Annotated in this window: 24 protein-coding genes; 12 read left to right on the plus strand and 12 right to left on the minus strand. The window is 71.0% G+C overall.

Annotated elements, in window-relative coordinates; all coding sequences use genetic code 11:
• Positions 1–65 precede the first annotated feature (65 nt).
• Genes ACIQWX_RS42405 through ACIQWX_RS42420 form a run of 4 tightly spaced genes read right to left on the minus strand, consistent with a single transcriptional unit; the run spans position 66 to position 7,389 of the window.
• Entirely contained in the window at positions 66–1,043 is a 978-nt protein-coding gene (locus ACIQWX_RS42405; protein WP_400883961.1) for a hypothetical protein, read from the minus strand.
• Positions 1,040–4,441 (minus strand): AAA family ATPase, encoded by a 3,402-nt coding sequence (locus ACIQWX_RS42410; protein ID WP_400883963.1) that lies wholly within the window; start codon positions 4,439–4,441, stop codon positions 1,040–1,042. The genes ACIQWX_RS42405 and ACIQWX_RS42410 overlap by 4 nt, the downstream gene beginning before the upstream one ends.
• A 1-nt stretch (position 4,442) precedes the next feature.
• Positions 4,443–5,603: an exonuclease SbcCD subunit D gene (locus tag ACIQWX_RS42415; protein WP_400883964.1), complete on the minus strand. Its 1,161-nt coding sequence runs from the start codon at positions 5,601–5,603 to the stop codon at positions 4,443–4,445.
• 43 nt (positions 5,604–5,646) lie between these two features.
• Positions 5,647–7,389: an ATP-binding protein gene (locus ACIQWX_RS42420; protein ID WP_400883965.1), complete on the minus strand. Its 1,743-nt coding sequence runs from the start codon at positions 7,387–7,389 to the stop codon at positions 5,647–5,649.
• A gap of 299 nt (positions 7,390–7,688) precedes the next feature.
• Between ACIQWX_RS42420 and ACIQWX_RS42425 the strand changes: the two genes are divergently transcribed.
• The 6 genes from ACIQWX_RS42425 (at position 7,689) to ACIQWX_RS42450 (ending at position 11,896) form a co-directional block, all read left to right on the plus strand.
• Entirely contained in the window at positions 7,689–8,120 is a 432-nt protein-coding gene (locus ACIQWX_RS42425; RefSeq protein WP_400883966.1) for a sigma-70 family RNA polymerase sigma factor, read from the plus strand.
• Between the two features lie 161 nt (positions 8,121–8,281).
• Complete coding sequence (gene shbA, locus ACIQWX_RS42430) at positions 8,282–8,890, plus strand: RNA polymerase sigma factor ShbA (RefSeq protein WP_400884346.1); 609 nt, start codon at positions 8,282–8,284, stop codon at positions 8,888–8,890.
• Positions 8,891–9,517 (plus strand): hypothetical protein, encoded by a 627-nt coding sequence (locus ACIQWX_RS42435; protein WP_400883967.1) that lies wholly within the window; start codon positions 8,891–8,893, stop codon positions 9,515–9,517.
• Positions 9,518–9,884: 367 nt separating this feature from the next.
• Positions 9,885–10,541 (plus strand): HU family DNA-binding protein, encoded by a 657-nt coding sequence (locus ACIQWX_RS42440; protein ID WP_400883969.1) that lies wholly within the window; start codon positions 9,885–9,887, stop codon positions 10,539–10,541.
• Positions 10,542–11,097: 556 nt separating this feature from the next.
• Positions 11,098–11,289 carry a hypothetical protein gene (locus ACIQWX_RS42445; protein ID WP_400883971.1) on the plus strand — a complete coding sequence of 64 codons (192 nt, stop codon included), beginning with the start codon at positions 11,098–11,100 and terminating at the stop codon, positions 11,287–11,289.
• Positions 11,290–11,485: 196 nt separating this feature from the next.
• Positions 11,486–11,896: an Lsr2 family protein gene (locus tag ACIQWX_RS42450; RefSeq protein WP_400883973.1), complete on the plus strand. Its 411-nt coding sequence runs from the start codon at positions 11,486–11,488 to the stop codon at positions 11,894–11,896.
• Between the two features lie 96 nt (positions 11,897–11,992).
• On the opposite strand, the gene ACIQWX_RS42455 is transcribed toward ACIQWX_RS42450, so the two are convergent.
• The 4 genes from ACIQWX_RS42455 to ACIQWX_RS42470 all read right to left on the minus strand — a co-directional run bounded on the left by ACIQWX_RS42455 (position 11,993) and on the right by ACIQWX_RS42470 (position 14,772).
• Complete coding sequence (locus tag ACIQWX_RS42455; RefSeq protein WP_400883974.1) at positions 11,993–12,598, minus strand: RICIN domain-containing protein; 606 nt, start codon at positions 12,596–12,598, stop codon at positions 11,993–11,995.
• A 53-nt stretch (positions 12,599–12,651) separates the two neighbouring features.
• The gene (locus ACIQWX_RS42460) at positions 12,652–13,329 is read right to left on the minus strand and encodes an HU family DNA-binding protein (protein WP_400883976.1); all 678 of its coding nucleotides are present in this window, start codon (positions 13,327–13,329) and stop codon (positions 12,652–12,654) included.
• Between the two features lie 319 nt (positions 13,330–13,648).
• Positions 13,649–14,404, minus strand: coding sequence for an alpha/beta fold hydrolase (locus tag ACIQWX_RS42465; RefSeq protein ID WP_400883977.1), 756 nt, complete (start codon positions 14,402–14,404; stop codon positions 13,649–13,651).
• Positions 14,404–14,772: a DUF1330 domain-containing protein gene (locus tag ACIQWX_RS42470; protein ID WP_400883979.1), complete on the minus strand. Its 369-nt coding sequence runs from the start codon at positions 14,770–14,772 to the stop codon at positions 14,404–14,406. Before ACIQWX_RS42470 ends, ACIQWX_RS42465 begins: the two co-directional genes overlap by 1 nt.
• Before the next feature lie 80 nt (positions 14,773–14,852).
• On the opposite strand from ACIQWX_RS42470, the gene ACIQWX_RS42475 reads away from it, so the two are divergent.
• Complete coding sequence (locus ACIQWX_RS42475) at positions 14,853–15,446, plus strand: TetR/AcrR family transcriptional regulator (protein ID WP_400883980.1); 594 nt, start codon at positions 14,853–14,855, stop codon at positions 15,444–15,446.
• Positions 15,447–15,635: 189 nt separating this feature from the next.
• Here ACIQWX_RS42475 and ACIQWX_RS42480 read toward each other — a convergent pair whose 3' ends face one another.
• Entirely contained in the window at positions 15,636–16,358 is a 723-nt protein-coding gene (locus tag ACIQWX_RS42480) for an SDR family NAD(P)-dependent oxidoreductase (protein ID WP_400883981.1), read from the minus strand.
• Positions 16,359–16,479: 121 nt separating this feature from the next.
• On the opposite strand from ACIQWX_RS42480, the gene ACIQWX_RS42485 reads away from it, so the two are divergent.
• Positions 16,480–17,394: a PfkB family carbohydrate kinase gene (locus ACIQWX_RS42485; RefSeq protein ID WP_400884347.1), complete on the plus strand. Its 915-nt coding sequence runs from the start codon at positions 16,480–16,482 to the stop codon at positions 17,392–17,394.
• Positions 17,391–18,134, plus strand: a complete 744-nt coding sequence (surE, locus tag ACIQWX_RS42490; RefSeq protein WP_400883983.1) for a 5'/3'-nucleotidase SurE — start codon at positions 17,391–17,393, stop codon at positions 18,132–18,134. The genes ACIQWX_RS42485 and surE overlap by 4 nt, the downstream gene beginning before the upstream one ends.
• A gap of 63 nt (positions 18,135–18,197) precedes the next feature.
• Here surE and ACIQWX_RS42495 read toward each other — a convergent pair whose 3' ends face one another.
• Positions 18,198–19,628: an alpha/beta hydrolase gene (locus tag ACIQWX_RS42495; RefSeq protein WP_400883985.1), complete on the minus strand. Its 1,431-nt coding sequence runs from the start codon at positions 19,626–19,628 to the stop codon at positions 18,198–18,200.
• Positions 19,629–19,722: 94 nt separating this feature from the next.
• On the opposite strand from ACIQWX_RS42495, the gene ACIQWX_RS42500 reads away from it, so the two are divergent.
• Together ACIQWX_RS42500 and ACIQWX_RS42505 are read left to right on the plus strand one after the other, a co-directional pair.
• Positions 19,723–20,859, plus strand: coding sequence for a sensor histidine kinase (locus ACIQWX_RS42500; RefSeq protein WP_400883987.1), 1,137 nt, complete (start codon positions 19,723–19,725; stop codon positions 20,857–20,859).
• Positions 20,856–21,461 (plus strand): DNA-binding response regulator, encoded by a 606-nt coding sequence (locus tag ACIQWX_RS42505; RefSeq protein WP_400883989.1) that lies wholly within the window; start codon positions 20,856–20,858, stop codon positions 21,459–21,461. The genes ACIQWX_RS42500 and ACIQWX_RS42505 overlap by 4 nt, the downstream gene beginning before the upstream one ends.
• Before the next feature lie 196 nt (positions 21,462–21,657).
• Here the strand turns inward: ACIQWX_RS42505 and ACIQWX_RS42510 are convergent, their stop codons facing one another.
• Together ACIQWX_RS42510 and ACIQWX_RS42515 are read right to left on the minus strand one after the other, a co-directional pair.
• Positions 21,658–22,707 carry a hypothetical protein gene (locus tag ACIQWX_RS42510; RefSeq protein WP_400883991.1) on the minus strand — a complete coding sequence of 350 codons (1,050 nt, stop codon included), beginning with the start codon at positions 22,705–22,707 and terminating at the stop codon, positions 21,658–21,660.
• A gap of 605 nt (positions 22,708–23,312) precedes the next feature.
• A complete protein-coding gene (locus tag ACIQWX_RS42515; RefSeq protein ID WP_400883993.1) occupies positions 23,313–23,477 on the minus strand; it encodes a hypothetical protein in 165 nt (54 codons plus the stop codon).
• 139 nt (positions 23,478–23,616) lie between these two features.
• Here ACIQWX_RS42515 and ACIQWX_RS42520 point away from each other — a divergent pair, with 139 nt between their 5' ends.
• Complete coding sequence (locus ACIQWX_RS42520; protein WP_400883995.1) at positions 23,617–26,412, plus strand: RHS repeat-associated core domain-containing protein; 2,796 nt, start codon at positions 23,617–23,619, stop codon at positions 26,410–26,412.
• Positions 26,413–26,759 lie beyond the last annotated feature (347 nt).

The following is a 26,759-nucleotide window of genomic DNA, read 5'->3' on the forward strand; positions in this document are numbered from 1 at the left end:
AAAGGGTCGTTCACCGCATCCAGTCGCATGAAAGAGTCGTTCATGCGACCCCACCCGACCGAACCTCAGCGAGCCGCGGCCACCCGCAACGCCCGGTAAACGAACTGCTGATCCCCCAGCCGATGCCGCAAATCCCGCTCCAACCCCGCAATCGGATACAAGTTCTGCGGCGCCCGCGAGTCCTTGTACTCCACCGAAGCGAACCGCCCCAGTACCGACTGCGTCAGGTTCGCCAACGCCGCCACCTCCGCGCGCCCCAGGTGCGGCGCCGCCTCCACGCGGACCACTCCCGACCACGGCGGCCCTCCCACCGATGGCAACCGCAAGTACCACGAATGGCGGACCCACGTCGTGCCCATCAGGAACACCGGGGTCCGCTGGTGGGGCTCCAGCCTGCCGACCATCGCGTTGAGCTCGCCCGGCAAGTACGTCGTCTGGTGGCTCTTGATGAACCCCACCGCGCGGGGCAGGTGCGTGCGGCCGCTCAACGGGCCGTCCACCACCAGCAAGTCGCTGCCGACGTGGCCCGCGATCGCGTCGCGGGCATCCATCGCCGTCTTCAGCTCCGTCTCCGCCAGGCGCTCCTGCAGCAACGACGACAGCACCACCGCGAGTGGCTTGTCGTCCTTGGCCGTCGTCGAAAATGCCTCATACACCCCCGCCGACGTCGGGATGTCGGCCGCTTCCGGGGCCACCGTGAACACCCCGCGCCGGACCTCGTTCGCCACCACGTGGGCCCGCCCGTTGCAGCAGCACACCACCCCCGCCGCGTACGACGCGCACAGCCCGATCGAGGCCGAGTTCGTTCCCGCCGGGTCGTCGATCCACACCCGGGCGTCGATGCGGCGGACGCCGTCGACGAACAACACCGCGTCGGGCGCCGAGACCGGCGATGGGTCGATCGGGGCCCATTCGGCCATCGGCACCTCGACCTCGAGCTCGACCTCGGCCCCGGACCGCGCCAGTTCCTCGGCCTCCATCGAGCTGCCGTAGCCCGGGTCCCACGAGTCGACGCTGAAGTGCGTCCCGGCCACCGCCGTCATGCGCCCTCCCTGCTGATGTGCGAGCCGGAGCCGTCGCGGGTGACCAGGAACCGCACCGGCACGCGCTCGGCCAGCGCCGGCACGTGCGTGATCACCCCGACCATCCGCGACCCCGTCGCGGACAGGTTCTCCAACGTGGACGCCACGACGTCGAGAGTCGCCTCGTCCAGCGTCCCGAAGCCCTCGTCGAGGAAGATCGACTCCAGCTTGGTCGCGCCTTCGGCGGCCATCGCACCCAGCTGCGAAGACAGCGCCAAAGCCAGCGAAAGCGACGCCTGGAACGTCTCGCCGCCGGACAGCGTCTTCACCGGACGCCGCGCGTCGGCCTCGTTGTGGTCCACCACCAGGAAGTCGCCCTTGTCGTGGGTCAGCTCGAACTGGCCGCCGGACAGCTCCAGCAGCGACGCCGACGCCTCCGCGACCAGCGTGTCCAGCGCGCCGGCGATCAGCCAGCGCGGGAACTTGTCCGAGCGCAGCAGGTCCGCGAGCAGCCGCGCGACCTGGGCTTCGGACTCCGCGGCCGCGATGTCGCCGTGCAGGCCCGCCACGCGCGCCACGCGCCGCTTCATCTCCGTGTGATCGGCTTCGGCGCGCGCCCGCGCGGTGGCCAACGCGACCGGCACGCGGTCGCGGACCGGCCCTTCCGGCAGTGCGACGCCGAGCGCCGTGACGTCGTCGACGACCGCGCGTTCGGCCGCCCGCAACGCTTCGGCCGCTTCGCCCTCGGCCGTCGTCGCGACGGCCAGCCGCTCGCGGTGCTCGTTCGCCTGCCCGGCCGCCCAGTCCGTGAGCGCGGTCCACGCGCCGAGCAGGCTGTCCCCGTCGATCGGCGGCGCACCCAGGCTCACCAGGGGGTCGCGCGCCCGGGACAGCCGCTGCCGTTCGGCGTCGACCTGCGAAGCGATCCGTGCCTGGGCCTCGGTGGCCTGTTTCGCGGCAGCCCGGGCGGTCCGCAGCTCCGCGTCCGCCTGCTTCGCGGCTTCTTCGAGCGAAGCGACCTTCGCGAGCTGCTCGGTGACGACCTCGGCAGCGGGCGCGTCCGCGAGGGTCTCGCTCAGTTCGCCGTGCCGGCGCCGGGTGGTCGTCAGCGCGGTGCTCGCCGACTGCTCGGCCAGCGCCGCCTCCCCCGCCCGTTTCCGCCGCTGCTCGGCGGTCCGCTCGGCCGAGGCGAGGTCGTCCGCCGCGACGACGGCTTCCTTGCCCGCGGCTTCCGCGGCCGCTTCGCGCGCGGCCAGCGCCGTCCGCCGGTCTTCCAGGGTGGCCGCCGCCCACGCGGTCAACCGCTGCCAGCCCGCCGGGACGTCGCCGTCGTCGACCGCGGGCGCGCCCAGCTCCACCAGCGGGTCGCGCGCCACCCGCAGCGCTTCCCTGGCCGCCGCGAACGACTTCTCGACGCCCTCGGCCTCCTGCTGCGCCGCCGCGCGGTCGGCGCGGGCCGCCGCCAGTTCCTTGTCCGCGGCGTGCGCGGCCTCGGCGACGCGGGTGCGGCCGTCGATCGTCGCCGACAGCCACTCGCCCCGCTCGCGCACGGCCGTGACGAGATCGGCGTAGTCCTGCTCGGAAAAACCCGCCTCGACCGGCCGGCGCAGCACCGACGACTCCGGTGGGCCGTCGACGTCGGCGAGCACCGCACGCAGTTCTTCCGCCTGCGCGGCCGCCGACGCGGCCGAGTCGGCGTCGCGGTCCACGGCGCGCTCCAGCTTGCGCAGCGCGGATTCGGCGGCGGCGCGCTCGCGTTCGGCGCGCTCGAGGCGTTCCGCCGCTTCGGCCAGGTGGGCGTGGCCGCCGGCGTCGGGCAGCGTCGCGACTTCCTGCTCGCAGACCGGGCACGGGTGCCCGACGGCGAGCCCGGCCCGCAGCGTCAGCGCCTGCCCGGCCCGTTCGGCTTCGGTCACCGCCGACTTCGCCGCGACGACTTCGGCGTCGAAGCGAGCGAAGGTGGCTCGCGCCGCTTCGAGTTCCGTCCGGCGCGCGGCCTGCTCGGGCGCGGCTTTCCGTTGCGCGTCGCACACCGTGTAGAGCGTCCGGGCGTCGGAGCGGGCCGCCGCGAGCGGAGCGACGTCCGGCTGGGCGGCCAGCGCCGCACGCGCTTCGGCGTCGGCGCTCTCGGCGGCACGCAGGCGCGCGTCGGCGTCCGACGTGCGCTTCGCCACCCGCGCCGCTTCCTTCGCCAGGTCCCCGAGATCGGACGGCGGCTTCAGCCCGGCCAGCCGGTCGCGGTCCTGGCGGGCCCGCGCGGCTTCGGCCGCCGCGTCCTCGGCCGCGCGGGCGGTCGTGTCCCGCGTCCGGCGGGCGACGTCCACCGCGGCCACGGCCTCCGTCACCGCCGCGGCGGCGGCCGTTTTCGCCGCCGACGCCGTTTTCGCGGCCTCTTCCAGGCCGGGGAGGGCTTTCTCGGCCTCGGTCAGCTCCGTGCGCGCGGCGCGGATCCGTTCCAGCTCGCCGCGTGCCGGAGCGGCCGCGAGCGCGGCACGGGCCGCCTCGTCCGCCGTTTCGGCCGTCTCCAGCCCGGTTCGTGCCGTGGTCGCCGTGTCCGCCGCGGCGCGGCGCCGCGTCTCGAGGTCCTCGACGCCTTCGGGGCGCTCCAGCGCGTCGAGGACGCCCAGTTCCTTCGTCAGCGTCGCGACGCTTTGCCGGGCTTCGTCGTGCGCGCGGGTCGCGTCGGTGAGCCCTGGCAGGGCCGCGGTCACGCGCGCGTCCAGGTCGGCCAGCGCCGTCATCCGCCCGGCCAGCTCTTCGACGGCTTCCTCCGTCGCGTCGGCGTAGCTGCCGAGCTGCTCGGTGAGGACGGCGGCGCGCTGCTTCTGCTGCTCCGCCGTGACGCCGGCGCGGCGGCCGATCCGCTCGTAGACCTCCAGGCCCAGCAGCTTGATGAGGATCTTCTGCCGGTCGGCCGCCTTGGCGTGCAGGAATTCGGCGAAATCGCCCTGGGGCAGCGCGACGCAGGTGCAGAAGTGCTTGAACGTCAACCCGAGCAGGCGTTCCACCGCCGGGGTGACCTCGGAGTCCGCGGCGACCGGGTCGGCGTCGTCCTCCGGGCCGCCGAGCGCGGTCGGGTCGATGAGCCGTTCCAGACGGACGTTCTTGACGCTGACCGTGGGTTTCTTCCCGCCGCTGCGCCGGACTTCGCGCACGACGTGGTAGCGCGCGCCACCCGCGTCGAACACCAGCCGCACGGTCGCGCGGTTCGCCGTCGGGGCGAGCGCGGGCGCGACGAGCCCTTCGTGGTCCCAGCGGGCGACGGAACCGTAGAGGGCGAAGGTGAGCGCGTCGATGACCGTGCTCTTGCCGGCGCCGGTCGGCCCGACGAGCGCGAAGTAGTCCGTGTCCTCGAAGCTGACTTCGGTCTTGTCGCGGAACGACGCGAAGCCGGTCATCTCCAGCAGTACTGGCCGCATGTCACACCCCGCTCGTCTCTTCGTCGTGCAGCCGCGCGAAGAGCGACTGGACGCGCTTGTCCTCGACCGTCCGCTCTTCGCAGTAGCTCGCGAACAGCTCCCCCGGCGAACGGTCCGCGATCGCGCGGTCGCCGCCCGAGGTCGTCACCGGAGCCGCGAATTCCGGGTCGATGCGGATTTCCAGGGCGTTCGGCAGCGCTTCCTGGACCTCCTCGCGCAGCCCCGCCCTGGTCGCTTCGCGGACGTAGACGCGGAGGTAGTCCTCGCCGAACTCCTCCGCGCGGCCGACCAGCTCCGCCACCGTGCCGTGGACGGTCCGCAGCCGCCGCCCCGCGGTGATGGGGAGTTCGGTGATCTTCGCCGGCGTCGTCGGCGTCACTTCGACGCTCAGCACGACGCTCTTGTTGTCCTGCTCGCCGAAGTCCACCGCGAACGGCGAACCGCTGTAGTGCACCGGGCACGCGGCGGGCAGCGACTGGCGCCGGTGCAGGTGGCCGAGGGCGACGTAGTGCGGGTCGGCGCCGAACGCCGTGGCCGGCACGTGGTACTCGAAGATGGACTGCGCCGCGCGCTCGCCGCCGCCCATCGTCCCGCCGGTCACCGTCAGGTGCGCCATGACGAGGTGCACCGCGCCGGGCGTGAACCCGGTCTTGAGGTGCTCCAGGATGTCGCGCACGCGCTGGTCGTACTCGCCGACGTTGTCCGCCGGGGTCCCGGCGAGCAGTTCGGCCGCGCGGACCGCGTAGCGCTGGGAAAGGAAGGGCAGCACGGCGAGGTTGACGCGTTCGCCCGTCGACCGCGCGTCGAACGAGTAGACGCCGCCGTCGTGAACCGGGCGCGGGTCGCCGGTGAGCTGGATGCTCGCCGCCTTCAGCAGCGGGCGATAGGCTTCGAACGTCGCCGCGTGGTCGTGGTTCCCGGCGATGGCCACGACCTCGGCACCGGTTTCGCGCAGCGCCATCAGGGCCCGCACCACGAGCTCCTGCGCGGCCGCCGACGGCGCCGACGTCTCGTAGAGGTCGCCCGCGACGAGGATCGCGTCGAACCGCTCGTCCCGCGCGATCCGGACGATCTCGCCGAGCACCGCACGCTGCTCGTCCAGGCGGTTGCGGCCCTTGAGCGTCTTGCCGACGTGCCAGTCGGAGGTGTGCAGGAACTTCACGCTTCGTCCTTCCGTTCTTCCGTGCGGGCAGCGGGCGGCGGGCTCAGAACGGCGGCGGGTCGTCGCCGAACGGGTCGCTGCCGCGCGTCGGCAGGCCGGCGAAGGGATCGGACTTCTTGGACGTCGCCGTGGCCGAGGGGATCCGCCCGGCCTCGGAAAGCCGCGTGGCCCAGGCCGGGAACGGGAAGCCGACGGCGATCGGCACCGGGATCTCCGGCTGGCTCACGAACATCGTGCCGGGCGTGGCGAGGGTCGCGCGGACGCGCTGGCTCTGCGGCAGGAAGCCGTACTCGGGGCGCGAGGCCTCGGCGGCGTCGAGGCGGCCGACGATCCGCACCGAGCTGTTGCTGACGATCCGGCGTTCGACCTCGGAGGCGGTCTGCTGCGCGCCGATCAGGATGACGCCGAGGGAACGGCCGCGTTCGGCGATGTCCAGCAGGACTTCCTTGATCGGGCTGCTGCCTTCGCGCGGGGCGTACTTGTTCAGCTCGTCCAGCATGGTGAACAGCAACCCGCCCGGGCCGGCGGCTTCCTTGCGCGCGGTCTCCGCGGCGAGCGTGACACCGACGACGAACCGCTGCGCGCGCTCGACGAGGTTGTGGATGTCCACGACGGTCACCTGCTGGTTCTCCGTGGACAACTTGCGGGCGGAGTGGTCGGCGAGGTCGCCGCGGATGAGGCCGTTGAGCGCGCGCTGGCTGGAGCGCAGGCGGCGGATGAAGGCGTTGACCGTGCCGGCGCCGGTGACGGCACCCGCCCAGCTCGCGCGGGTTTCCTCGTCGGTGACCCGCTCGCAGACGACGTCGATGAGCTCGGCGTAGGTACGGCACAGGACGCCGTCGACGTTCGCGGCGCCGTCCTTGCCCGCCGGGGTGCTGTCGAGCCGCAAGCGGTTCGCGACCTGGTGGATGACCATCGTGTACTGGTTGCGCTCGTCTTCGGCGTCGGCGAAGACGTAGGGCAGCAGGTCGTTCGCGCAGAACTCCGCGATGGTCCACCAGAAGGCGCCGACGCCGGAGGTGCGCCCGGTGACGTAAGGCTTCCCGGTGGTGTCCGACGGAGTGGGCGGCGCGTAGAAGCCGACGGACGCGAACGGCTCCGCGGGCAGGCCGAGCTTGGCGTACTCGGCCTTGAGCTTCTCGTCCAAGTGGATGTTCGGGGTGTCGAGGAACAGCAGGTCCTCGCCCTTGACGGAGAAGACGAGCGCCTTGGCGTTGTGGGCGTTGGGCAGGGCGCCGCCGCGGAAGATCGAGTGCAGCAGGAACAACGCGAACGACGTCTTGGTGGCGACGCCGGAGACACCGGAGATGCTGACGTGCGCGCCGCGGGTGCCGTCGAGGAAGTCCAGGTTCAGGTAGACGGGTTCGCCGTCCCGCCCCAGCCCGACGGCCACCTGGCGGGTCATGTTGTCGAAGTACAGCGCCTGCGCGCGATCCTCCCCCACGGCCCGGGAGACTTGGCTGCCCGGCTTCGGTGGCACGTAGCACTCGGGTTCGACGCGGGTGGTGGCGATCTCGGCGATCTCCTGCACCTGCGCGGGCAGGACACCGTCGGAGATCAGGAAGACGTCGCTGCCGAAGCTGGCGCCTTCGTGCCGCGCGCTCACCTGCGTGACGACGCCGTAGGACGTGACTTCCCCGAGACCGGGCAGTTCCCGCCGGGTGACGACGACGTCGTCGAGCTGCAGGTAGGCCTCGGGATCGATGGCCACGTGGAACTGCAGCGGCGTCGAGTCCTCGGTCCCGGCCACCCGGCCGACCACGGTGGTGAGCGTCTCCTGGTCCACGGTTCTCCCTGTCGCACCCGGGTCTTCCTCCCGCGGCAGACTAGCCCGCCGCACCGACAGTCCCGCGCCCAACACGGCGTTGTGCGTGCGGGGTGGCCGAGACGTCACGCTGGGCCGAACGAGTGAGTTCACCCTGTGGGGAAGATCCTTTGTCACCGCGGAGCTTTTCCGTCACTTACCGACATGGGCGTGACGAAGGAGTCCACGATGAGCAGACCGGCCGAACAGATGTCCGACACCGCACGGTGCACCGAGCCGTCCCACGGATTTCCGCCGGCGCCCGAACATCCGGATCCGGCGTGACGGACGGCACCGGTGAAGCAGAACGCGCGTTGGCCGAGCGCGCGATGAGCCTCCGCAAGCTCTACTACGTCGATCTCGCCACGTTCGCCGTGAGGCTGGGCAGTTCCGTCACGGACGCGCGGACGTTCGCGGACGACGCGGTCGCCGAGCTGGTCATGCGTCCTCTGAAGCGGCCCGGCCAGGATCCGGTCCGGAACGAGAGCGCGTGGCTGTACCGCACGGTGCGGTACATGGTGATGAGCGCGCGGCGGCACCAGCAGCGGTTCGACAACGAGGACATCCAGCAGCTCGGTGACCGTTTGCGCCAGACGACCTGGGGTTCGCCCGACCTTCACCTCGAGGTGGACATCCCGGTCAACGCGGCCGAGCAGAGGGTGTCCCGGGGCCGCAGACGGTTGCCGGCGAAACTCGAAGGGAGGGACCGATGATCAGCCGAGGAAACGACGACGAGCTCATCCGGCGCAGCGCTGCCGTGGACGGCTACCTCGACAGTCTCTTCAAGCCCGACCTGGACAACGAGGTGCGCACGGAAGCCTTCCGGCGGAACATCGTGCGGCAGGCCGCCGCCCTGCGCACTGTCGCGCTCCCGATTGCCGCCACGGCTTCCGCTCGTGGTGCCGGCGGCCCGAGCACCGTCGTCGACGGGCTGGACGAGCCGGTCGCCGCTGCTGTCGAGGGAGATCCCCAAGCAGTGGAGCGGCTGCTCGCGGCCATCCGCCCGTTGGTGGTGCGGTACTGCCGCGCCCGGGTCGGCAGGCGTGAGCGTTCGTTCGCGTCCGCGGACGACGTCGCGCAGGAAGTGTGCCTGGCGGTGCTGACGGCGTTGCCCTCCTACCGCGACCAAAGCCGCCCGTTCCTGGCGTTCGTCTACGGGATCGCCCAGCACAAGGTGGCCGACGCGCACCGCGCGGCGGCGCGCAACCGAGCCGAGCCGGTGGCCGAAATCCCCGACGAGGTCGAAGGCGGGGTCGGCCCCGAGCAGCGGGCGCTGCAAGGTGAGCTGAACGAGCGGATGTCGCAGTTGCTCGAACTGTTGCCGGACAGGCAGCGGGAGATCGTGGTGTTGCGCGTGGTCGTCGGTCTGTCGGCGGAGGAGACCGCGGACGCGGTCGGCTCCACGCCCGGCGCCGTCCGCGTCGCCCAGCACCGCGCCCTCACGCGGTTGAGGAAGATCTTCACCGCGACGGAGGTGATCTGAGTGGGCAGGCGCGAACCCGGTCCCCGCCAGGCAGTCCACCGGACGATCGTCGTGGTCGACGTCTGCGGGTACGGGGACACCCGCCGGACCAGCGGGCACCGGCTGGTCCTGCGGCAAGCGCTGTATCAGGCCCTGCGGCGGGCTTTCGCCGACGCGGGCCTGCCGTGGAAGGACTGCCGGCACGTCGACTGCGGCGACGGCGTGCTGGTCCTGGTTCCGCCCGAAATCCCCAAAGGGCCCATCGCAGCGTCCCTGCCACGCGCACTGGTGCGCAGGCTGCACCACCACAACGCCCGGCATCGGGCCGAGGAACAGCTGCGGCTGCGGTTGGCCCTGCACGCCGGAGAGGTCGTCCACGACGAGTTCGGCGTTACGGCACCGTCGATCAACCACGCCTTCCGGTTGCTGGAAGCGGCGCAGGTGAAGGCCGCCTTGTCGGCGTCATCGGCTCCGCTGGCGGGGATCACTTCCGCCTGGTTCCACGACGAAGTCGTCCGGCAGACGCCGTCGATCGACGCGGCAGCGTTCCGCCCCGTCGAAGTTTCGGTGAAGGAGACCTACGCGATCGGCTGGCTGGCCCTCCCGGGCTCCGCGGCGAGATCCCCGGCGGCGCCCGGACAAGCCTGATCCGGGGTCCGCCGGCGGGTCCGGGAACCCCCGCCGCAGCGCGGGATCGGGGTCGGCGTGGCCTCAGCCACACGCCCGGAGACCTCTCATCGGCGTGTCGCGCAAAAAAGTCGCCCAACGGCCTCCGGGTCCTTTATGGACGACCACTGTGGACGGCTCCGCACAGCATTTTGCCTGATCAGAGCCATGGTCGACGTCCGGGTTCCATTCCGGGACTTGTCTCACGGACGTCCCTCGGGAGGCGGAACCAGCGTCCTCGCAAGGAAATATTTCGATCCCCGGTTGGATTTTGTGCGGTATTGGTAATACCGTGTGCAGTGTCGGCCGAGATGGGCCGTGACTAGTAGTTCCACTATGGAGGACTGGAATGACGAACAAGGCCCAGCTGATCGAGGCGCTGTCGGAGCGTCTGGGCGACAAGAAGGTGGCTTCGCAGGCCGTTGACGGTCTCGTCGACATCATCATCCGGACGGTCAACAAGGGCGAAAAGGTCAACATCACCGGCTTCGGGGTGTTCGAGAAGCGCGCCCGTGCGGCCCGCACCGCCCGGAACCCGCGTACCGGTGAGGCCGTGAAGGTCAAGAAGACCAACGTGCCCGCCTTCCGCGCCGGGACCACCTTCAAGGACGTCATCTCCGGCACCAAGAAGCTGGCCAAGGCGACCCCGGTCAAGCGCGCCACCGCGGCGACGACGACCCGCGCGACCGCCACCAAGGCCGCCGCCCCGGCGAAGGCCACCACGACCCGCACCACGCGCGCCGCTGCCGCCAAGCCGGCCACCACGCGCTCGACGACCACGCGGACCCGCGCCACCGCGGCGAAGCCGGCCGCCAAGGCCACCGCCACCAAGGCGGCCCCGAAGACCGCGGCGAAGACCACCGCGGCCAAGGCCACCACGGCGAAGGCGACCACCACGCGGGCGAAGGCCGCCGCCAAGCCGGCCGCGACCAAGACCGCCGCCGCGAAGAAGACCACAGCCGCCAAGGCCCCGGCCAAGCGCACGTCGGCTGCCAAGAAGAAGTAACTCCGGCTTCACCCCGGAAGGGCCCCGCACCGGCTGGTGCGGGGCCCTTCGGCGTTCCAGGGAACGGTGTCCAACGGGCGGGGGAAGCGGAACCGGTCCCGGACATCCGCTCACCGGACAGCAGGTGAAGAGCGAAAGAATTCACGGCGGAACTTTCGGCGATTTCACCTCCCCGCGCGGCGCAGGTGGAACACCCACGGCTCCGGCGAGTTCTGCCTAGGCCGGCCTCCGGCGAAGCTCTGCCACGGCAACTCGACACCCGGGTTCCCCCAGGCAGGGGACAGGCCGACTCCGGCGAAACTGCCTCTAAGCGACCCACACCCGCCGTCACCGCGCAGGCGGACCACAACCCCAACTGGGCTGCGCGAAGCGCCTCAGCCGCCCTCAGGCCGCCCGAATGCCCCTCCAGACCCAGCCCACGCACCCACACCGCCCGTGGCCGCGATTTCCCGCCCCGTTTCGTAATCCCGCCGAAAGAATCGACCCGCCCCGACGGTTGCCGTCCCGCCGGGCGGGTAACCACACACCACGGAATTGCCCCCGGCAAGGAGTTGTGATGGCGGCGAACGACAACCACGAAGCCCCCGAAGCGGACCTCGCCCGCTCGCGGCAGCACATCGAAGAGGCCAAAGAGGCCGCCGCGGAAGCCCAGCTCGCGGATCCCGCCGAAGGGAAGGCCGACGAGGCGCTCGAGACGGATCCGCCCTACCACCACGGCGAGCAGGGCACGACGCCGTCCGGGACCTGACACCCGGCCGCCGCGCCGGGCTCCTCCGCGGAACCGGCGCGGTACGTCCAATCAGGACCGCCGAATCGCGGGAAGTCCCCGGGAAATTGCCGTACCGATCCCCGGGTGGATACACTCCACCGGAGAACGTCGGTCATTGTGCAACTTGTCACACGTCACGTTCCCCGGACGCACATCCAGCTTGAGGAGCATTCCCGTGGCCCAGAAAGTCCTCGTCGAGATCCTGGACGACATCGACGGCAGCACCGCTGCCCAGACCGTTCAGTTCGGCCTCGACGGCGTCACCTACGAAATCGACCTTTCGGACGACAACGCCGCCGCCCTGCGCGACGAGCTCGCCCGCTTCATCGCGGCCGGCCGGCGCGTCGGCGGCCGCAAGGTGCGCGTCGCCACCGGGCAGTCGACCACGACGAGCACGACCGACCGCGAGCGCAACCAGCAGATCCGCGCCTGGGCGAACGCGAACGGCTACGAGGTCTCCGAGCGCGGGCGCCTGTCGTCCGAGGTGATCGCGGCCTACGAGCAGGCTCAGGTCGCCGAGACCGAGGCTCCGGCGGCGCCGCGCAAGCGCGCCCCGCGCAAGAAGGTCGCCGCCGCCAAGAAGTAAGGCGGTGGCCGCGAGATCACTGGGGAGAGATCGAGGCGCGCGGCCCCGTTGGCGGCCAGGACCACCCGTCCTCGCCGCCAACGGAGACCCCTCACATCACGCGAAACCGACCAGCCACTTCTGAGCGTCGGTGTTGTTGCACTGGAACAGCTGCACGGCGAGCCGCCGCGTCCCCGCGTTGCCCGGCACGTCGATGCAGAAGCCGGTGTCCCGGAACCCGACCCTGGCCATCAACGTCACGACGTCCGGCAGCGATCTGCTGCTCTTGAACTGGTCGTTGCTGATCGGCGCGCACTGGTTTTGCAGGAGGCGCGCACCGTTGAAGGCGCCGTCGAAGGTGTCGAAGCACAGGTGGCTCGCCTCGTTGGCGAACTGCCACCGGTTGGTTCCCCCGAAGCCCTGCGCCGTCCAGCGCTGCGCGGCGGACCCGTCGCACTTCGAGACCTCGGGAGCCACCCGGACCCGCCGGCTCTCGTCGGCCGCCGAAGCCTCCGAGGCATACGGGCGGGCTCTCGAACACGAGCCGGCGCTGACGCCTTGGTTCGCGGGCGCGGCCTTTGTCCGGGTGTTCGAGACGTCCAGGGCATGAGCCGCTTCGCTGAGGAATCCATGTAAACAACGCTCGCGAAGCGCGTTCTGCTCGATCCGCTTTTCGCGGCGGAAGTCGAGCACGCCGCTGACCGACAAACTCTCGACCGCCATGACAAAGGGCCCCGCACCAGGACGGTGCGGGGCCCTTCGACGTGAAGCGGGAGTTACTTCTTCTTGGCAGCGGCCGAGGTGCGCTTGGCCGGGGCCTTGGTGGCGGCCGGCTTCTTCGCCGCCGTCGCGGTCTTCGCGGCGGCCGGCTTGGCGGCGGCCTTCGCCCGCGTGGTGGTCGCCTTCGCCGTGGTGGCCTTGGCCGCGGTGGTCTTCGCCGCCGCGGTCTTCGGGGCCGCCTTCGTGGCGGTCGCCTTGGTGGCGGTGGCCTTCGCGGCCGGCTTCGCCGCGGTGGCGCGGGTCCGCGTGGTCGTGGCCGGCTTGGCCGCCGCCGCACGCGTGGTGCGGGCCGTCGTCGCCTTGGCCGGAGCCGCGGCAGCCGCGGTCTTCGTCGCCGTCGCACGGGTCGCGGTCGCCGTGGCGCGCTTGACCGGGGTGGCCTTCGGGAGCTTCTTCGAACCGGAGATGACGTCCTTGAACGTCGTGCCGGCGCGGAAGGCGGGAACGTTGGTCTTCTTGACCTTCACGGCCTCACCGGTACGCGGGTTGCGCGCGGTACGAGCGGCGCGAGCGCGCTTCTCGAACACGCCGAAGCCGGTGATGTTGACCTTCTCGCCCTTGTTGACCGTCCGGATGATGATGTCCACCAGACCGTCAACGGCCTGCGCAGCCACCTTCTTGTCGTCGCCCAGACGCTCCGACAGCGCCTCGATCAGCTGGGCCTTGTTCGTCATTCCAGTCCTCCATAGTGGAACTAGCCGTCAGGCCCATCGGCCGACGTCACACAGAGTATTACCAGGACGCCACAAAATCCAAACAGGGGTGACCCTGAACTCCGTTGTGTCGCCAAGGAAGTCTTCCGGCCGCATCGGCCCGTCCGGCACCGGCGCGACGATTCAAACTCGTGAAGACGGCTCTGACCTGCTAGTTCACCACGCATGGACCGACTGAGTCCATATAGGACAAGGTTCCGCAGTCGATCAGCTGTTCGACCCGGGTCGCGGGAAACCCAGATGGCGCAACGGGTGCCGACGTCCGGCCGAGGGACTCACGTCAGCCGTCCGACCCGGTCCCGGTCGCCCAGAACCCGGCGAGGACCGCGGCACCGCGGGCCGGGTCGTCGGTCATCCACCAGTGCCCCAAGCCTTCGAGGACGGCGACCCGAGCCCCCGCGCGGGCGGCCGCCCGGCGGCGCTGCTCCTCGGTGCCGACAACACGGTCCGCCGTCGCCAGGATCGCCAAACCCGGCCGGGCCGCCGCGCGTTCCAACGGCAGCCCGAGGCCCGGCGTGCCCGCCGAGCGGTACAGCGCGAGCACCGCCCGGCCCATCGCCGCGTCCTGACCCGCCGCGACGCGAGCGGCGACTTGTTCGCCCATCCCCCGTTCCACGAGGACCGCCGTGCGCTCCTCGACCGTCCCGCCGAAGCGCGCCGCGACGTCCGCCTCGCCGGCGCCCGGCGTCCGCCACCGCCGGGCCAGCTCGTGCCATCCGTACCCGGGGTCGTAGATGCCGAGCACGTCACTCACCCAGCTGCGCACCAGATCGGGACGGCTCAGCACCACGTTCACGACGTGCCCGCCACCCACGTCGTGGCCGACGAGGTCCACCGGCTCGCCGAACGCCGTCAGCTCCCCGACGAGCCAGTCGCGGTAGTCCGCATGGGTGGCGCCGAATCCGTCGGGCAGCGGCGCGCCGAAGCCGGGCGGGGAAAGGCAGACGACATCGGACCGGACGGCGGACAGCTCGGCCAGCAGCGGCTCCCACACCGCCGCCGTCTCCGGATTGCCGTGGACGAACACCGCGGGCATCAGAGGCCGACCGGCGTGGTCGGCTGCAGGACCGACTCCAGCAGTGCGTCGCCGCGCAAGTGGGCGACGGCCCGGTATTCGGGGTCGCGCAGCATCGCGGCGAACGCCTGCCGGTCCGGGTAGCGGACCAGCACCACCATGTCCCAGGCCTGCCCCTCTTCGGCGACCAGCGCCCGCCCGCCGTCGCCCAGGTACTCGACCGTCAAGCCGTAGCGGACGTTGACCGAGCGGCCGAGGGCTTCCGCGTACCGCTGGTAGCTTTCGCGGCCGCCGTCCGGGCGGAACCGCAACAGGTTCAGCATCACGACGGGGCCGCCGGGGTCGTCGGCGAGCAGAGCGTCGAGTGCGCGGTCTTCGATTTCGATCATCGGAACCTCTCAGGTCGGTGTGCCACCACTCTAAATATACTTGTTGATCAACACGCAAGTTACGTTGCTAGACTGACCCCATGCCGACCCAACAGGAACGCCGCGACCAAGCGGAAACCGCCCTGCTGACCGCCGCCGCCGAACTGGTCGTCGAACAGGGCGTGCGTTCCCTGACGCTCGCCCGCGTCGGCGAGCGCGCCGGCTACAGCCGCGGCATCGTCACCCACCACTTCGGCGCCAAGCAGGCGTTGGTCGAACGGCTGGCGCGCGCTACCCAGACCGGGTTCGTCCCCGGCCTCGAAGACGTACCACCCGGCCTCGACCGCCTGCTGCGGCTGATCGACGGCTACCTCGGCGAGCTGGGCCGGATCGGCGTGTTCAACCAGGCATTCCTGGTGCTGTGGGCCGAATCCGCCACCCAGCCGGAGCTGGCCCCGATCTTCCGCGAGCGCGACGCCGCCTTCCGCAAGGACCTGAGCGACGACGTCCAGGCGGGCATCGCCGACGGCACCATCGATTCCGGCGTCACCCCGGGCCAGGTCGCCGTCGCCGTCGTCGGCCAGCTGCGCGGGATCGCGCTGCAGCGCCTGCTCGACCCCCAGAGCGTCGACACCAAGCGGCTGCGGCGCAGCGTCACCGGCTACTGGCGCCGGGCCCTCAGCCCCGTGGGGTGAAGGAACCGGCCACCGGTGTCCATTCCGGACGGTCACCCGCCGGGGGACATGACCCCGCCCGGTTCAGAACCGGAACCGCACGATGCGGGTGACTTCCTCATCCCGGGCACCAGGTAGCACCACCGCGTCGGGGTGCTCGGCTAGGAAACCGCGCGCCCAGTCGTCGTGGGCTTTGGCGCGCGGCGGACTTCACCAGACGAACTGCTGGCCGCCGTCGATGTCGTAGGTCGCGCCGGTCAGCGCGGTGTTGGTCATGAGGTGGACGGCCAGCGCGGCGACGTCGGCGGGGCCGACCACCCGGCCGATCGGGAGCGTGCCGCGCAGCTCGGCGCGGCGGTTCTCGAGCTGGTCGCCCAGCAGCGTCGCCGAAAGCGGCGTGTCGACGAACCCGGCGGCGATCAGGTTGACGCGCACGGGCGCGAGTTCGAGCGCGAGCGCCGCGGTGAACGGCGGCAGCGCGGCGGTCGCCGCCGAGACGATGCCGAGCCCGTGGCCGATGCGGCGCCCGCCGGTGCCGCCCATCAGCACGAGCGTCCCGCCGGGACGCATCTTCGGGGCGGCGTGGCGGGCGACCTCCAGGGCGACGACGATGTGGTCGCTGACGGCCGTGCGCACGTCCTCGGCGCTCATCTCCAGCAGTGGCCCGTAGCGCGGCCCGCCCGCGGTGACCAGCACGTGGTCGATCGTGCCGGGCAGAGCCGCGAAGAAACCCGCCACGGCGGCCGGATCGCCGACGTCGAACGCGGCCGTGCTGCGCGCGCCGACTTCTTCCGCCGCCTTCGCGAGCTTGTCCGGCGAGCGGCCGGTGAGCACGACTTCGGCGCCCTCGGCGCGGGCCAGCCGCGCCGTCTCGAACCCGATGCCGGCGCTGCCGCCGACCAGTACGACCGTCTGCCCCGTCAGCCCGCTCATCCCGGCGACTCCGTTCCCGCCCGCTCGACCGGCGTCAGGCCACCGTAGCGCGCGACGACTTGGTCCGCGTTGTCATGAAATCCGGCAAAACGGGTATCAGACCGCCATGACCGAGGGCCGAGTGGCGGTGTTCGCGCCGTCTCCGCAACTGACCGTGACGGTGGAAGAACTCGAAGGTGTACCGGACGTCCACGTGCACGCGGGCGGGCAGGGGGTGTGGCAGTCGAGGATGGTCGAGTCGCTCGGCGCCGCTCCCGTGCTGTGCTGCGCGCTCGGTGGAGAGACCGGCCGGGTGCTGCGGCACCTGATCGGCGTCGAACTGCGGGTGCGCGAAGTCGCCGCGCGCAACGGCGCCTACGTGCACGACCGCCGGGAAGGCCAGCGCGATCAGGTGGTGCGGATGCCCGCGGACGCGTTGTCGCGGCACGAACTGGACGACCTCTACGAGCTGACGCTGGTCGCGGCGCTGAACTCCGACGTCACCGTGCTCAGCGGCCCGGCCGAGGACGACGTCCCGGTGCCCCACTCGGTGTACGAGCGGCTCGCCCGCGACCTCGCCGGCCAGGGCGTCCGCGTGGTCGTGGACCTGTCCGGGGAACGGCTCGCCCACGCGCTCGCGGGCGGCCCGGAGGTGGTGAAGGTCAGCCACGAAGAACTGGTGGCCGACGGGCTGGCGGAGTCGGACGCGGTGGCCGACCTGGCGAACGGCTGCCGCGAGGTGGCGAAGAAGTCCGGCGCTCGCGTTGTCGTCGTGTCGCGGGCCGCTGAGGACACTTTGGCGCTCGTCGAAGACGAGTTGTGGCTCGTCGAGTCGCCCGCGCTGACCCCGGTGGACCCGCGCGGCGGGGGTGATTCGATGACCGCCGGGCTGGCGGTCGGCCTGGCTCAGGGCTTGTCGCCGCAAGAGGCGCTGAAGCTCGGAGCGGCGGCGGGAGCGGCGAACGTGACGCGCCACGGCCTCGGGTCGGGCAGCGGCGCGGCGGTGCGCGAGCTGGCCGGGCGCGTGCGCCTCAAGAACTGGGAGGACGGCGAATGAGGGCGTTGATCACGAACGACGACGGGATCGGCTCACCGGGACTGCTGGCCTTGGCCCGCGGCGCGGTGGCGCACGGCTGGACGGTCGTCGTCGCCGCGCCGTCGGAAGAAGCCAGCGGCACGAGCGCGGGCCTGTCCGCCGCCGGCGACGACGGCCGGATCGCCGTCGAGCGGCGCGAGCTGCCGGACCTGCCCGGGGTGCCGGCCCACGCGGTCGCCGCGCACCCGGGGCTCATCGCGCTGGCGGCGGCGCAGGGGGCGTTCGGCGATCCGCCGGACGTCGTGCTGTCCGGGGTGAACCGCGGCGCGAACGTGGGCCGCGCGGTGCTGCACTCGGGCACGGTGGGCGCGGCGCTGACGGCGTCCCTCAACGGGGCGCGCGCACTCGCGGTGTCGCTCGACGTCGGCCTGGAGCCGGGTCCGAACCCGCATTGGGACACCGCGGTCGCGGTCGCGGCGACGCTGTTCGACCGGCTCGCCGCGTTGCCGGCCGGGACGGTGCTGAACCTGAACGTCCCCGACCGGGCCGAGGTCGGGACGCCGCGACAGACCGGGCTGGCCGAGTTCGGAACGGTCCGCAGCCACATCGAGAACGGCGACGACGGCGCGATCAGCCTCACCGCCGTGACGGTCGAGGGCGAGCTGCCGCCGGACAGCGACGCCCGGTTGCTGTCCGAAGGCCACCCGACGCTGACGGCGCTGCGGTCGGTGACCGAGGACCCGGACGTGCGGATCCTCTGAGACGACTCGACTCACAGTGCGCGCTGAGCCGAACCCACTTCACCTGCTGGTGAGCGCGTTCGCTCAGGCTCGGCAGAAGGTGTCGTGCGCCGGCCGACGGCCGGTCGCGAGGTAATCGCTCACCGCGTTGTTGGCACACTGGTTCGCGCCGTTGAGGTAAGCCACGTGACCGCCCTGGTCCGCCGTCACCAGCCGGGCCCGGTCGCCGAACGCCGCGCGCAGAGCGACCGCGCCGGGCATCGGCGTGGCCGGGTCGCGCAGGTTCTGCAGCATGAGCACCGTGGACGGGCCGCGGCCGGTGATCCGCACCCTCGGCTCCACCGGCCCCGGCCAGAACGCGCACGGCCGGATGTTGGCCGCGTACGGGCCGTACATCGGGTACCGGATCCGGTCGACCGCCACCGCGCGCTGGTACGTCTCCACCGCCTGCGGCCACCGCGAATCCCCGCACACCACGGCGAGGTAGCTCGCCGGGAAGTTGTCATCGGCCTCGGAACCGGCGGCCGCGAGCGCCGTCGGCCGATTCACGTCGAGGTCGTGCCACAGCCTGGCAAGGGCAGGCAGTGCGACGTCCGCCCGGAGCAGGGCCGCGGTGATCATGCGGAACGTCGTGCCGTCGTACCCCTGCGCCGGCACGCGGTCCAGCCGCTCGGCGAGCTCGAAGTACTTCGCCCGCACCGCGGCCGGAGTCGCCCCCAGGCCGTACTCCGCGGGCGAGGAAGCGGCCAGTTTCGCGAAGTCGGGGAACCGCGTCTCGAACCCCAACCCCTGGCTTCGCAACGCCTCGGCGTCGTAGCCGTCCGGGCCCAGGCTGCTGTCCAGCACGATCCGGTCGCTGCGCTGCGGGTAGAGCGTCGTGTACACCGCGCCGAGGTAGGTCCCGTAGGAATCGCCGTAGTACGACAGCTTCGGCTCCCCCAGCGCCGCCCGGATCCGGTCCATGTCGCGCGCGGTGTTCGCGGTCGTGATGAACGGCAGCAGCGCCGCCGTCTCCGCCGCGAAGCACTGCCGGGCAACGGTTTTCGCGCTCTCGGCCGCCTTCGTGACGTCCGCCGGGCCGTACGGGAACGGCGGGTTCACGCTCTCCACGGTCTGCTCCGGCGTCATGTCACAGGTCACCGGCGTGCTGTGGCCGACCCCGCGCGGGTCGAAGCCGATGACGTCGTAGGCGTCCCGCACCGCCTGCGGCAGTCCCGCGTCCACAAGGGACACCGGGAAGTCCAGGCCGGTCAGGCCGGGCCCGCCCTGGTTGACCAGCAGGACACCGCGGCGCTGCGCGGGGTTCGCGCTCGCCAGCCGCGAAAGCGCGACGCTGATCGTCCGCCCGTCCGGGTGCCGGTAGTCCAGCGGCACGTCCAGGGTCGCGCACTGCAAGCCGGGTTTGGCGACGTCGGCCGGGCACGGTCCCCACGCCACCGACGTCCCCTCGGCCGCGGCTGACACCCCCGACATCACGGCGGCCACGGCGAGCGCCGCCGGCAAGATCTTCCTCATCGGTCCCATGGCTCCACCGCACCACCGCCCCGCCGGACCGGCCTGTGCCATCTGTCATGGGGCGGCTCGCGCCCCCGGTGCTTAGGGTGAGCCGGTGAGCGAGCGTGATCCCGGCCGGTTCTCCGTCCGGCAATGGCCGGACTGGAGCTTCTGGGAGGACCGGCGGCGCCGGGTGGCGCCCGTCGTCGTGAACGGCCTCGCGGTGCTGGTGCTGATCCCCCGGGTCACCACGATCGTCCACGAGGGGACCGCCAGGGCGGTGCTCGCGATCGCCGCCATCGCCGTCTACAGCGCCGGTTACGTCTTCACGCTGTGGTTCGGGCCGTCCGCGCCACGGCGGCAGCGGGCGGTGCTCGTGACGGCGCTGTTCGTCCTCGGCGTCACCCCGGCGCTGCTCTTCGGATCGCCGGGCTACCTGACCGATCTGACCTTCGCCATCGCCATCGGCCTGATGTTGCTGCCGCTGCGCTACTCCGTCCCCCTCGGGTTCGCGACGGCGGCCGGCCAGCTCGCGTGGATGCTCGCCGGCACGGGGCAGGTGAGCTGGAGCCAGGTGGCGACGCTCGGCGGGGTCACCGCGGCGGTGGGCACCGTCTTCGCGCTGACGTTCACCACCGGGCACCTCGAGGCCGCCCGCGCGCAGATCCGGCGGATGGCCGTGGACTCCGAACGCGAACGCGTCGCCCGCGAACTCCACGACATCCTCGGCCACAACCTTTCGACGATGGCGGTGAAGCTCGGCCTCGCCCGCCGGATCCTCGAGTCGGCCGCCGACACCGGGCCGGCGCTGGCCGAGGTCCGCGACCTCGAAACCCTGTGCCACCAGTCGCTCGCCGACGTGCGCGCCACCGTCTCGGGGTACCGGGAGGTGTCGCTGGCCACCGAGCTTTCGGGCGCCCGGCTGGCCTTGCGCGCCGCGGGGGTGCAGACCGAACTGCCTTCTTCGATCGACGACGTCCGGCCCGAGCTGCGTGGCGTTTTCGGGTACGTCGTCCGCGAAGCCGTCACCAATGTGCTCCGGCATTCCGACGCGGGACAGTGCCGGGTCCGCGTCGGACCCGGCTGGGTCGAGGTCACCGACGACGGGACCGTCGTGGGCGAGCCGGCGGCCGGACACGGCCTCACGGGCCTGGCGGAGCGCCTGGCCGCGGTCTCCGGTCACCTCGAGCACGGCCGCGGCCCGGGCGGCGGCTACCGGGTGTTCGCGCGCGCCGAGGCGGTCCCGGCGTGATCCGCGTCCTGCTGGCCGACGACCAAGCGCTGTTCCGCGGCGCGCTCGCGTCGATGCTGCGCCTCGAACCGGACATCGACGTCGTGGCCGAAGTCGGCTCGGGCACCGACGTCGTCCCGGCGGCCCGCCGCTCCTCGCCCGACCTGGCCCTCCTCGACGTGCAGATGCCCGGCCGCGACGGCCTTTCGGTGACCGCCGAGCTGCGGCACGCGCTCCCGTCGTGCCGCGTCCTGATCTGCACGACGTTCAGCCGTCCCGGCTACCTCGCCCGCGCGCTGTCCGCGGGCGCGGCCGGGTTCGTCGTCAAGGACTCCCGGCCCGAGCAGCTGCTCAACGCGATCCGCCGGGTCCACACGGGACTCCGGTTCATCGACCCGGCCCTGGCGGCCGAATCCCTCGCTGTCGGCGCGAGCCCGCTCACCGACCGCGAAGCCGACGTTCTGCGCGCAGCCGCCGAAGGGGGCACGGTCGCCGACATCGCGCGGACGCTCGGCCTCACGCCGGGCACGGTCCGCAACCACTTGTCGTCGGCCATCGGCAAGACCGAAGCCCGCACCCGTGCCGAAGCCGCCCGCCTCGCCGAAACCAACGGCTGGCTCTGAGCCGGCCCACCAGTTCGTCTGGCGTGCTTTGTCCCACCACCGAAGGGATGGTGCTGAAGGCGCCGAAGATCCGGACCACGGGGCAGCCGTGACGCACGACCTGCGCTCCGGCCGAGCACTGGTGCCGCAGTACGACGGTTCGGGTTGTCCGGTCACCGACTACACGCTCATCCCGACGACCGGTTGTCGGCCGGACTCACGCCACCTCCAGCCGGCACATGACGAACTTGGTGACGGACCTCGCTTTGTCGCCGGCCCCCACCGCATGGACGAAAACGTCCAGCCAAGCACCTGAACGAGTCCGGAGCGACCCGCGCACCGGCCGGCTCCGCTCACCAGGATGCTTCGCGCAGTACCGAACCAGCCCCAGCACGTCGTCGACGTGGTCCATGTGGACCATGGCCCGGAGACTGCTGTTCGCCGGCACCGGAACGTCCAAGTGCGCGAAGTCGTCGCTCGTCACGACGACGGCCTCGTGCACCGCGTCGACCACGATGAGCGGGTCGGTGACGATCGCCGAGAAGGCTCCGAGCTGCCGCATCAGCGGACCGGACACCGCCTGGCGCACCTGGCTCAGACCGACCTTCGCGGAGAAGCCGACGTAGTAGCTGCCGGATTTCCGGCGTCCGACCGCTCGGACGCCGCCCAGCGAACGTGTTGCGAGGTGGCGCTGTTCCATGAACATGATCATCGGCTCGTCGATCTCCGCCTCGCGGAAGTCCTGCATCAGCGCGGTGATCGCCACCCGGGAGTCGTCGGTCAGGACGCCGTCCATGAACCGGTAGGGATCGAGGCCGGTCGCCCCACCGGCCCAGTCGGCGCTCGGCGGCTCGACTCCGTAAAAGCGCGGCGCTTCTTCACCCCACCATTGCCGCAGCGACTCGCCGCTGCCCGGCGCCGGCTCTTCCCATTCCCACACCGCGATCGGCGGCCGGGGCGGAAACGGCTCGCCCGCCGGGACGTAACACGCCTGCAGCGCCACCAGCGAACCATCACGGCCTCCCAACGCCGGTTTGGCCCGGACATCGAAGGCGTCGTAGCCGAAGCGCACCGTCTCCCGCTGCTCGACGCGGGTCTTCCGGACCCTTTCCATCATCGGTGCGACGACTTTCCTGACGACCAAATCGGCGTTGTTCAGCGAAACGCCGGTGTAAAGGACATCGCCGATCGCGTAAAGCAGGCTGTCTTCGTCGACGACGAGCCACTGACCCTCGTGGCGTCTGCGCTTCGGGTGTCTCGTGGTCACGACCACTCCCAGAACTGATGAATCTGTGGCGCGGCCCGCGGTTCGTCCGGCTGCCTGCTCAACTGGACAATCCCGTCAGACCGGTTGAAGGCTCGAAAGCACGGGCGGCCCCAAGACAGGAGCGCGCGGGAAAAGGCGAATCGTCGCCGACCGGCTACAGCATCGCGTTCAGAACGTCGTCAGCTCGGCGACGCACCGCGCGACTCGGCTCACGCTCCCTCCCCTGGGTGCCGCCCTCACGTCGTGTCGAGAGCCGAGCCCGACAAGCCTAAGCGATCAAGTAGTTGCAGGTATAGACCAAACGAGTGGACATCGAACACCTGAACCACATCGCGTAGAGCCACCCCGGTGACATGTCCCTCCAAACGGACCTGTCCTCGCGAAACCTGCGGCGCGTAATGTCCGCTGCGGCGCGTGCTCCCGTCGGCGCGCCGGTGGCCCACTCTCAGTTCCCGAGGTGTGGCTGGCTTTCCGCACCGCGGCCTTCAGCCGCGTGCGTCGAAACACCAGCAAGCGGCAGTCGCTGTAGGCACGCGGTCAACAGTACGAACTGCCGTCCACGTTCGCGAAAACCATCGGGTGGAGCCGGAAGGCTCCGAGGGGAGTCACCTTTCCATGCGACGAAAGTCGTTGCGGCACTGCGTGCTGCGCACAATCACATTCACCTCGGCCGCCGCGCTGATCGCGGCGGTCCCGGCGACCGCGTCCGCGGCCTCCGAACCGGCGCGGAACGGGGTGCCGCTGCCGGCGTCCTGGACCCCGTCGGCCAACGTCAACCGCACGCCGACCGGTATCCCGGCCGACCGGCTCTCGGCCAGACCGGCACAGACGGCTCCGAGATCGACGCAGTCACCGCGAACGGTGACCTGCGCGATGGATGGGCCGGTCGGGACACAGCCGTGGTTCGCGATGGACCGCTATCCCATCTCCGACCGCACCGAACTGCTGGTCAACCGGGCCAACGGCAACGCCGTGATCACCGACCGGGAGCTGACGGTCAAAGGCACCGGCCTGGACATGTCCTTCGACGCCACCTACAACAGCCAAGACGTGTGGGGCAACGAACTGGGTGGACATTGGACGGTGTCGGCCGGCCACGACATCTACTTGCGGGTGATGTTCGGCTCGGTCATCTTCCGGGACGCGACCGGGTACTGCTCGGAGTACACCCAGAACGCCGACGGCAGCTACACCACGCCGTCCGGCTCGCACGCGACGCTGACGAAGCTCGCCAACGGCACCTACCACCTCACCCAGGACGACTCCGGCCAGGTCTGGTCGTTCACCGGCGACGGGCAGCTCTCGTCTCAGGCCGACCGCAACGGCTACACCATCACCTACCGGTACAACGCCGACTATTCGCTGGCCTCGATCACCGACACCCAGGGCCGGGTCACCACCCTCGACCGCGACAGCAACGGCCGGCTGCGGTCGGTGACCGACCCGACCGGGCAAGTCGCCGCGTCCTACAGCTGGACCAGCGGAGGAATGGCGATCACCAACCGGGCCGGGGACACGATGAGCTTCGGCCTCGACGCCGACGGCCGCATCACGTCCCTGACCACCACGCTCGGGCGGGTCTACACCCTGACCTACGACGCGGACGGCGCGGTGACGCAGGTGGCCGAGCCCAACTACGACGGGGTCGCCAGCACCACCGGCTACGCCTACGGGACCGACACGACGACCGTGACCGACCCGAACAACCACAAGACCACCTACACGTTCGACGATGACGGCAGGCAGACCAAAGCCACCGACGCCCTCGGCCACAGCCGCGCCCAGTCCTGGTCCGCCCACGGCGATGTCGCGTCGCTGACCGACGGGCTGAGCAACTCGGTCACCTACGACTACGACCCGCTCAACAACCTCAAGGGCGGCAAACTGCCCACCGGGGCGACGATGAGCGCCGGCTACACCGACACCGCCCACCCGCACCTGCCCACCCAGATCGCGGACTTCTCCGGCAACAAGGTCACCAAAAGCTATGACACCTTCGGCAACGTGACCGCCGTGCACTCCGCCGCGCTCAACGCCGATGTCGCCAAGTACACCTACGCGCGTGGCCTGGTCGCCTCGGCGATCGACGGCAACGGGCACACCACCACCTACGGCTACGACACCGCCGGGAACCTCACCACGGTCACCCCGCCGCTGCCGCTGAAGCCGACCACCTACACCTACGACTCGCTCTCGCGGGTCACCGGTGTCACCGACGGCAACGGGGTCAAGCTGATCTACGGCTACGACAAGCTCGACCGCGTCGTCTCCGTCGCCAAGGCCGGCGGCACCGGCCTGGCCGCCTACACCTACGACAAGACCGGCAACCGCATCATCGCCCAGACCGCGGGCGCCACGCTGACCAACAGCTACGAACGACGTCTGCTGACCCGCGTCGTGCGCACCGCGGGCACGACCGCCGGCACCGCGACCTACCACTACGACCGGGCGGGCAACGTCACCGCCGTCGACGACGCCACCGGCTGGATCTACTACGGCTACGACGCCGCCAACCGGCTGACCTCGGTCAAGGACCAGGCGAACAAGACCACGACCTACGGGTTCGACAACGCCGACCACCGCACCTCGGCGTCGCTGCCCGGCGGCACCACCGAAACGATCACCCTCGACAAGTCCGCCCGGCAAACCGGGATCACGGTCAAGAACCCGGCCGGGACAGCGGTGTTCTCGACCTCCTACCGCTACACCCGGCCCGACGGCACCGACACCGGCCAGATCCAGTCGCGCACGGACGCCACCGGAACAGCGGACAACACCTACGACGGCTTCGGCCGCCTCACCAAGGCCGGCACCCGGACCTACAGCTACGACAACGCCGGCAACGTCACCGCCGGCGACGGGCACACGTACACCGTCAACAACGCCAACCAGATGACCAAGATCGACACCACGACGGTCGGCTACGACGGCGCCGGGAACCTGACCACCACCACCCCGGGCGGCCAGGCGAACTACAGCGACACCAACCAGCTGACGTCGGTCACCTCCGGCACCAGCACGTTGTTCACCGCTTCCTACGACACCCTCGACCAAACCCAGCCGGCGTCGATCACCGAACAGTCCGGGTCCACCAGCACGCAGCATGTTTTCACCCGCACCGCACTGGGCATCTCCCGCACCGTGGACAACGGCGCGAACACCACCTACGCCCACGACGTCGACAGCACCCTCACCGGGCTCGTCGACGCCGCGGGCAAGCACCACAACGCCATCACCGACTACCAGGGCAGTGTCGTCGCCCTCGTCGACGACAGCGGCGCGGTGACGGCCACGTATGGCTATACGCCGTACGGCTACAACACCAGCATCACCGGCCCGGCGGGGTCGGCCAACCGGTTGCGCTGGCTCGGCGGCTACCAGCTCGCGAGCAGCGCGTACCTCACGGGCTACCGCCACTACAACCCCGCCTACAACCGCTTCACCCAGCCCGACCCCACCGGTCAGGAGTTCAACGTCTACGCCTACGCCGAGGGAGACCCGGTCAATCGCACTGACAAGACCGGAACCGTCTCGGCAGGCTGCGTGAACGCGGGCGCGACCGCCGCCTTCGCTCTGCTCGGAGCGGCAGCGACTTGGGCCTCCACTGTCGCCACCGGCGGCATAACTGCGCCCCTCGCGGTGGGGACGTCCTTCACCACGGTCGGTGCCATCGGTGGTACGGCACTCGCGTGCCGCAACGGCTGACCTCGACCACCCCGACACGAGGAGAACGCACAACGATGAGCAAGTCAGCAAGCGTAGCCTTCACCGCTTTTTCCGCAGCCCTGCTCATTGCTCTCGTGGTCATGTCGATAATTTGGCGGAACCCCGTTTCGATCGTTATAACAGTCATCTTCGCACTGCTGTTCATATATTCGGTTGTCACCCTCAGGAGGAATTGGGCGAAGTTGGAGTGAAACCGCTGGTGACTGTCTCTTGACAGCTCTGGCGGTGCCGTGAATTGCCGGGTGGTGGTCCCTCCGTCAACGGGGGAGACCACCACCCGATGCGTCTCCCGCGACCGGGGCGAGATGTCCGGCATCCGGTGCGCG

This window comes from Amycolatopsis sp. NPDC098790 (assembly GCF_044759945.1).
Classification (GTDB): Bacteria; Actinomycetota; Actinomycetes; order Mycobacteriales; family Pseudonocardiaceae; genus Amycolatopsis.

Bases quoted from the DNA above. Each gene is read 5' to 3' on its own strand.
- ACIQWX_RS42405 (WP_400883961.1), bottom strand. From the start codon at position 1,043: ATGACGGCGGTGGCCGGGACGCACTTCAGCGTCGACTCGTGGGACCCG.
- ACIQWX_RS42410 (WP_400883963.1), bottom strand. From the start codon at position 4,441: ATGCGGCCAGTACTGCTGGAGATGACCGGCTTCGCGTCGTTCCGCGAC.
- ACIQWX_RS42440 (WP_400883969.1), top strand. From the start codon at position 9,885: ATGACGAACAAGGCCCAGCTGATCGAGGCGCTGTCGGAGCGTCTGGGC.
- ACIQWX_RS42445 (WP_400883971.1), top strand. From the start codon at position 11,098: ATGGCGGCGAACGACAACCACGAAGCCCCCGAAGCGGACCTCGCCCGC.
- ACIQWX_RS42455 (WP_400883974.1), bottom strand. From the start codon at position 12,598: ATGGCGGTCGAGAGTTTGTCGGTCAGCGGCGTGCTCGACTTCCGCCGC.
- ACIQWX_RS42460 (WP_400883976.1), bottom strand. From the start codon at position 13,329: ATGACGAACAAGGCCCAGCTGATCGAGGCGCTGTCGGAGCGTCTGGGC.
- ACIQWX_RS42465 (WP_400883977.1), bottom strand. From the start codon at position 14,404: ATGCCCGCGGTGTTCGTCCACGGCAATCCGGAGACGGCGGCGGTGTGG.
- ACIQWX_RS42470 (WP_400883979.1), bottom strand. From the start codon at position 14,772: ATGATCGAAATCGAAGACCGCGCACTCGACGCTCTGCTCGCCGACGAC.
- ACIQWX_RS42475 (WP_400883980.1), top strand. From the start codon at position 14,853: ATGCCGACCCAACAGGAACGCCGCGACCAAGCGGAAACCGCCCTGCTG.
- ACIQWX_RS42480 (WP_400883981.1), bottom strand. From the start codon at position 16,358: ATGAGCGGGCTGACGGGGCAGACGGTCGTACTGGTCGGCGGCAGCGCC.
- surE (WP_400883983.1), top strand. From the start codon at position 17,391: ATGAGGGCGTTGATCACGAACGACGACGGGATCGGCTCACCGGGACTG.
- ACIQWX_RS42495 (WP_400883985.1), bottom strand. From the start codon at position 19,628: ATGAGGAAGATCTTGCCGGCGGCGCTCGCCGTGGCCGCCGTGATGTCG.
- ACIQWX_RS42520 (WP_400883995.1), top strand. From the start codon at position 23,617: ATGGACCGCTATCCCATCTCCGACCGCACCGAACTGCTGGTCAACCGG.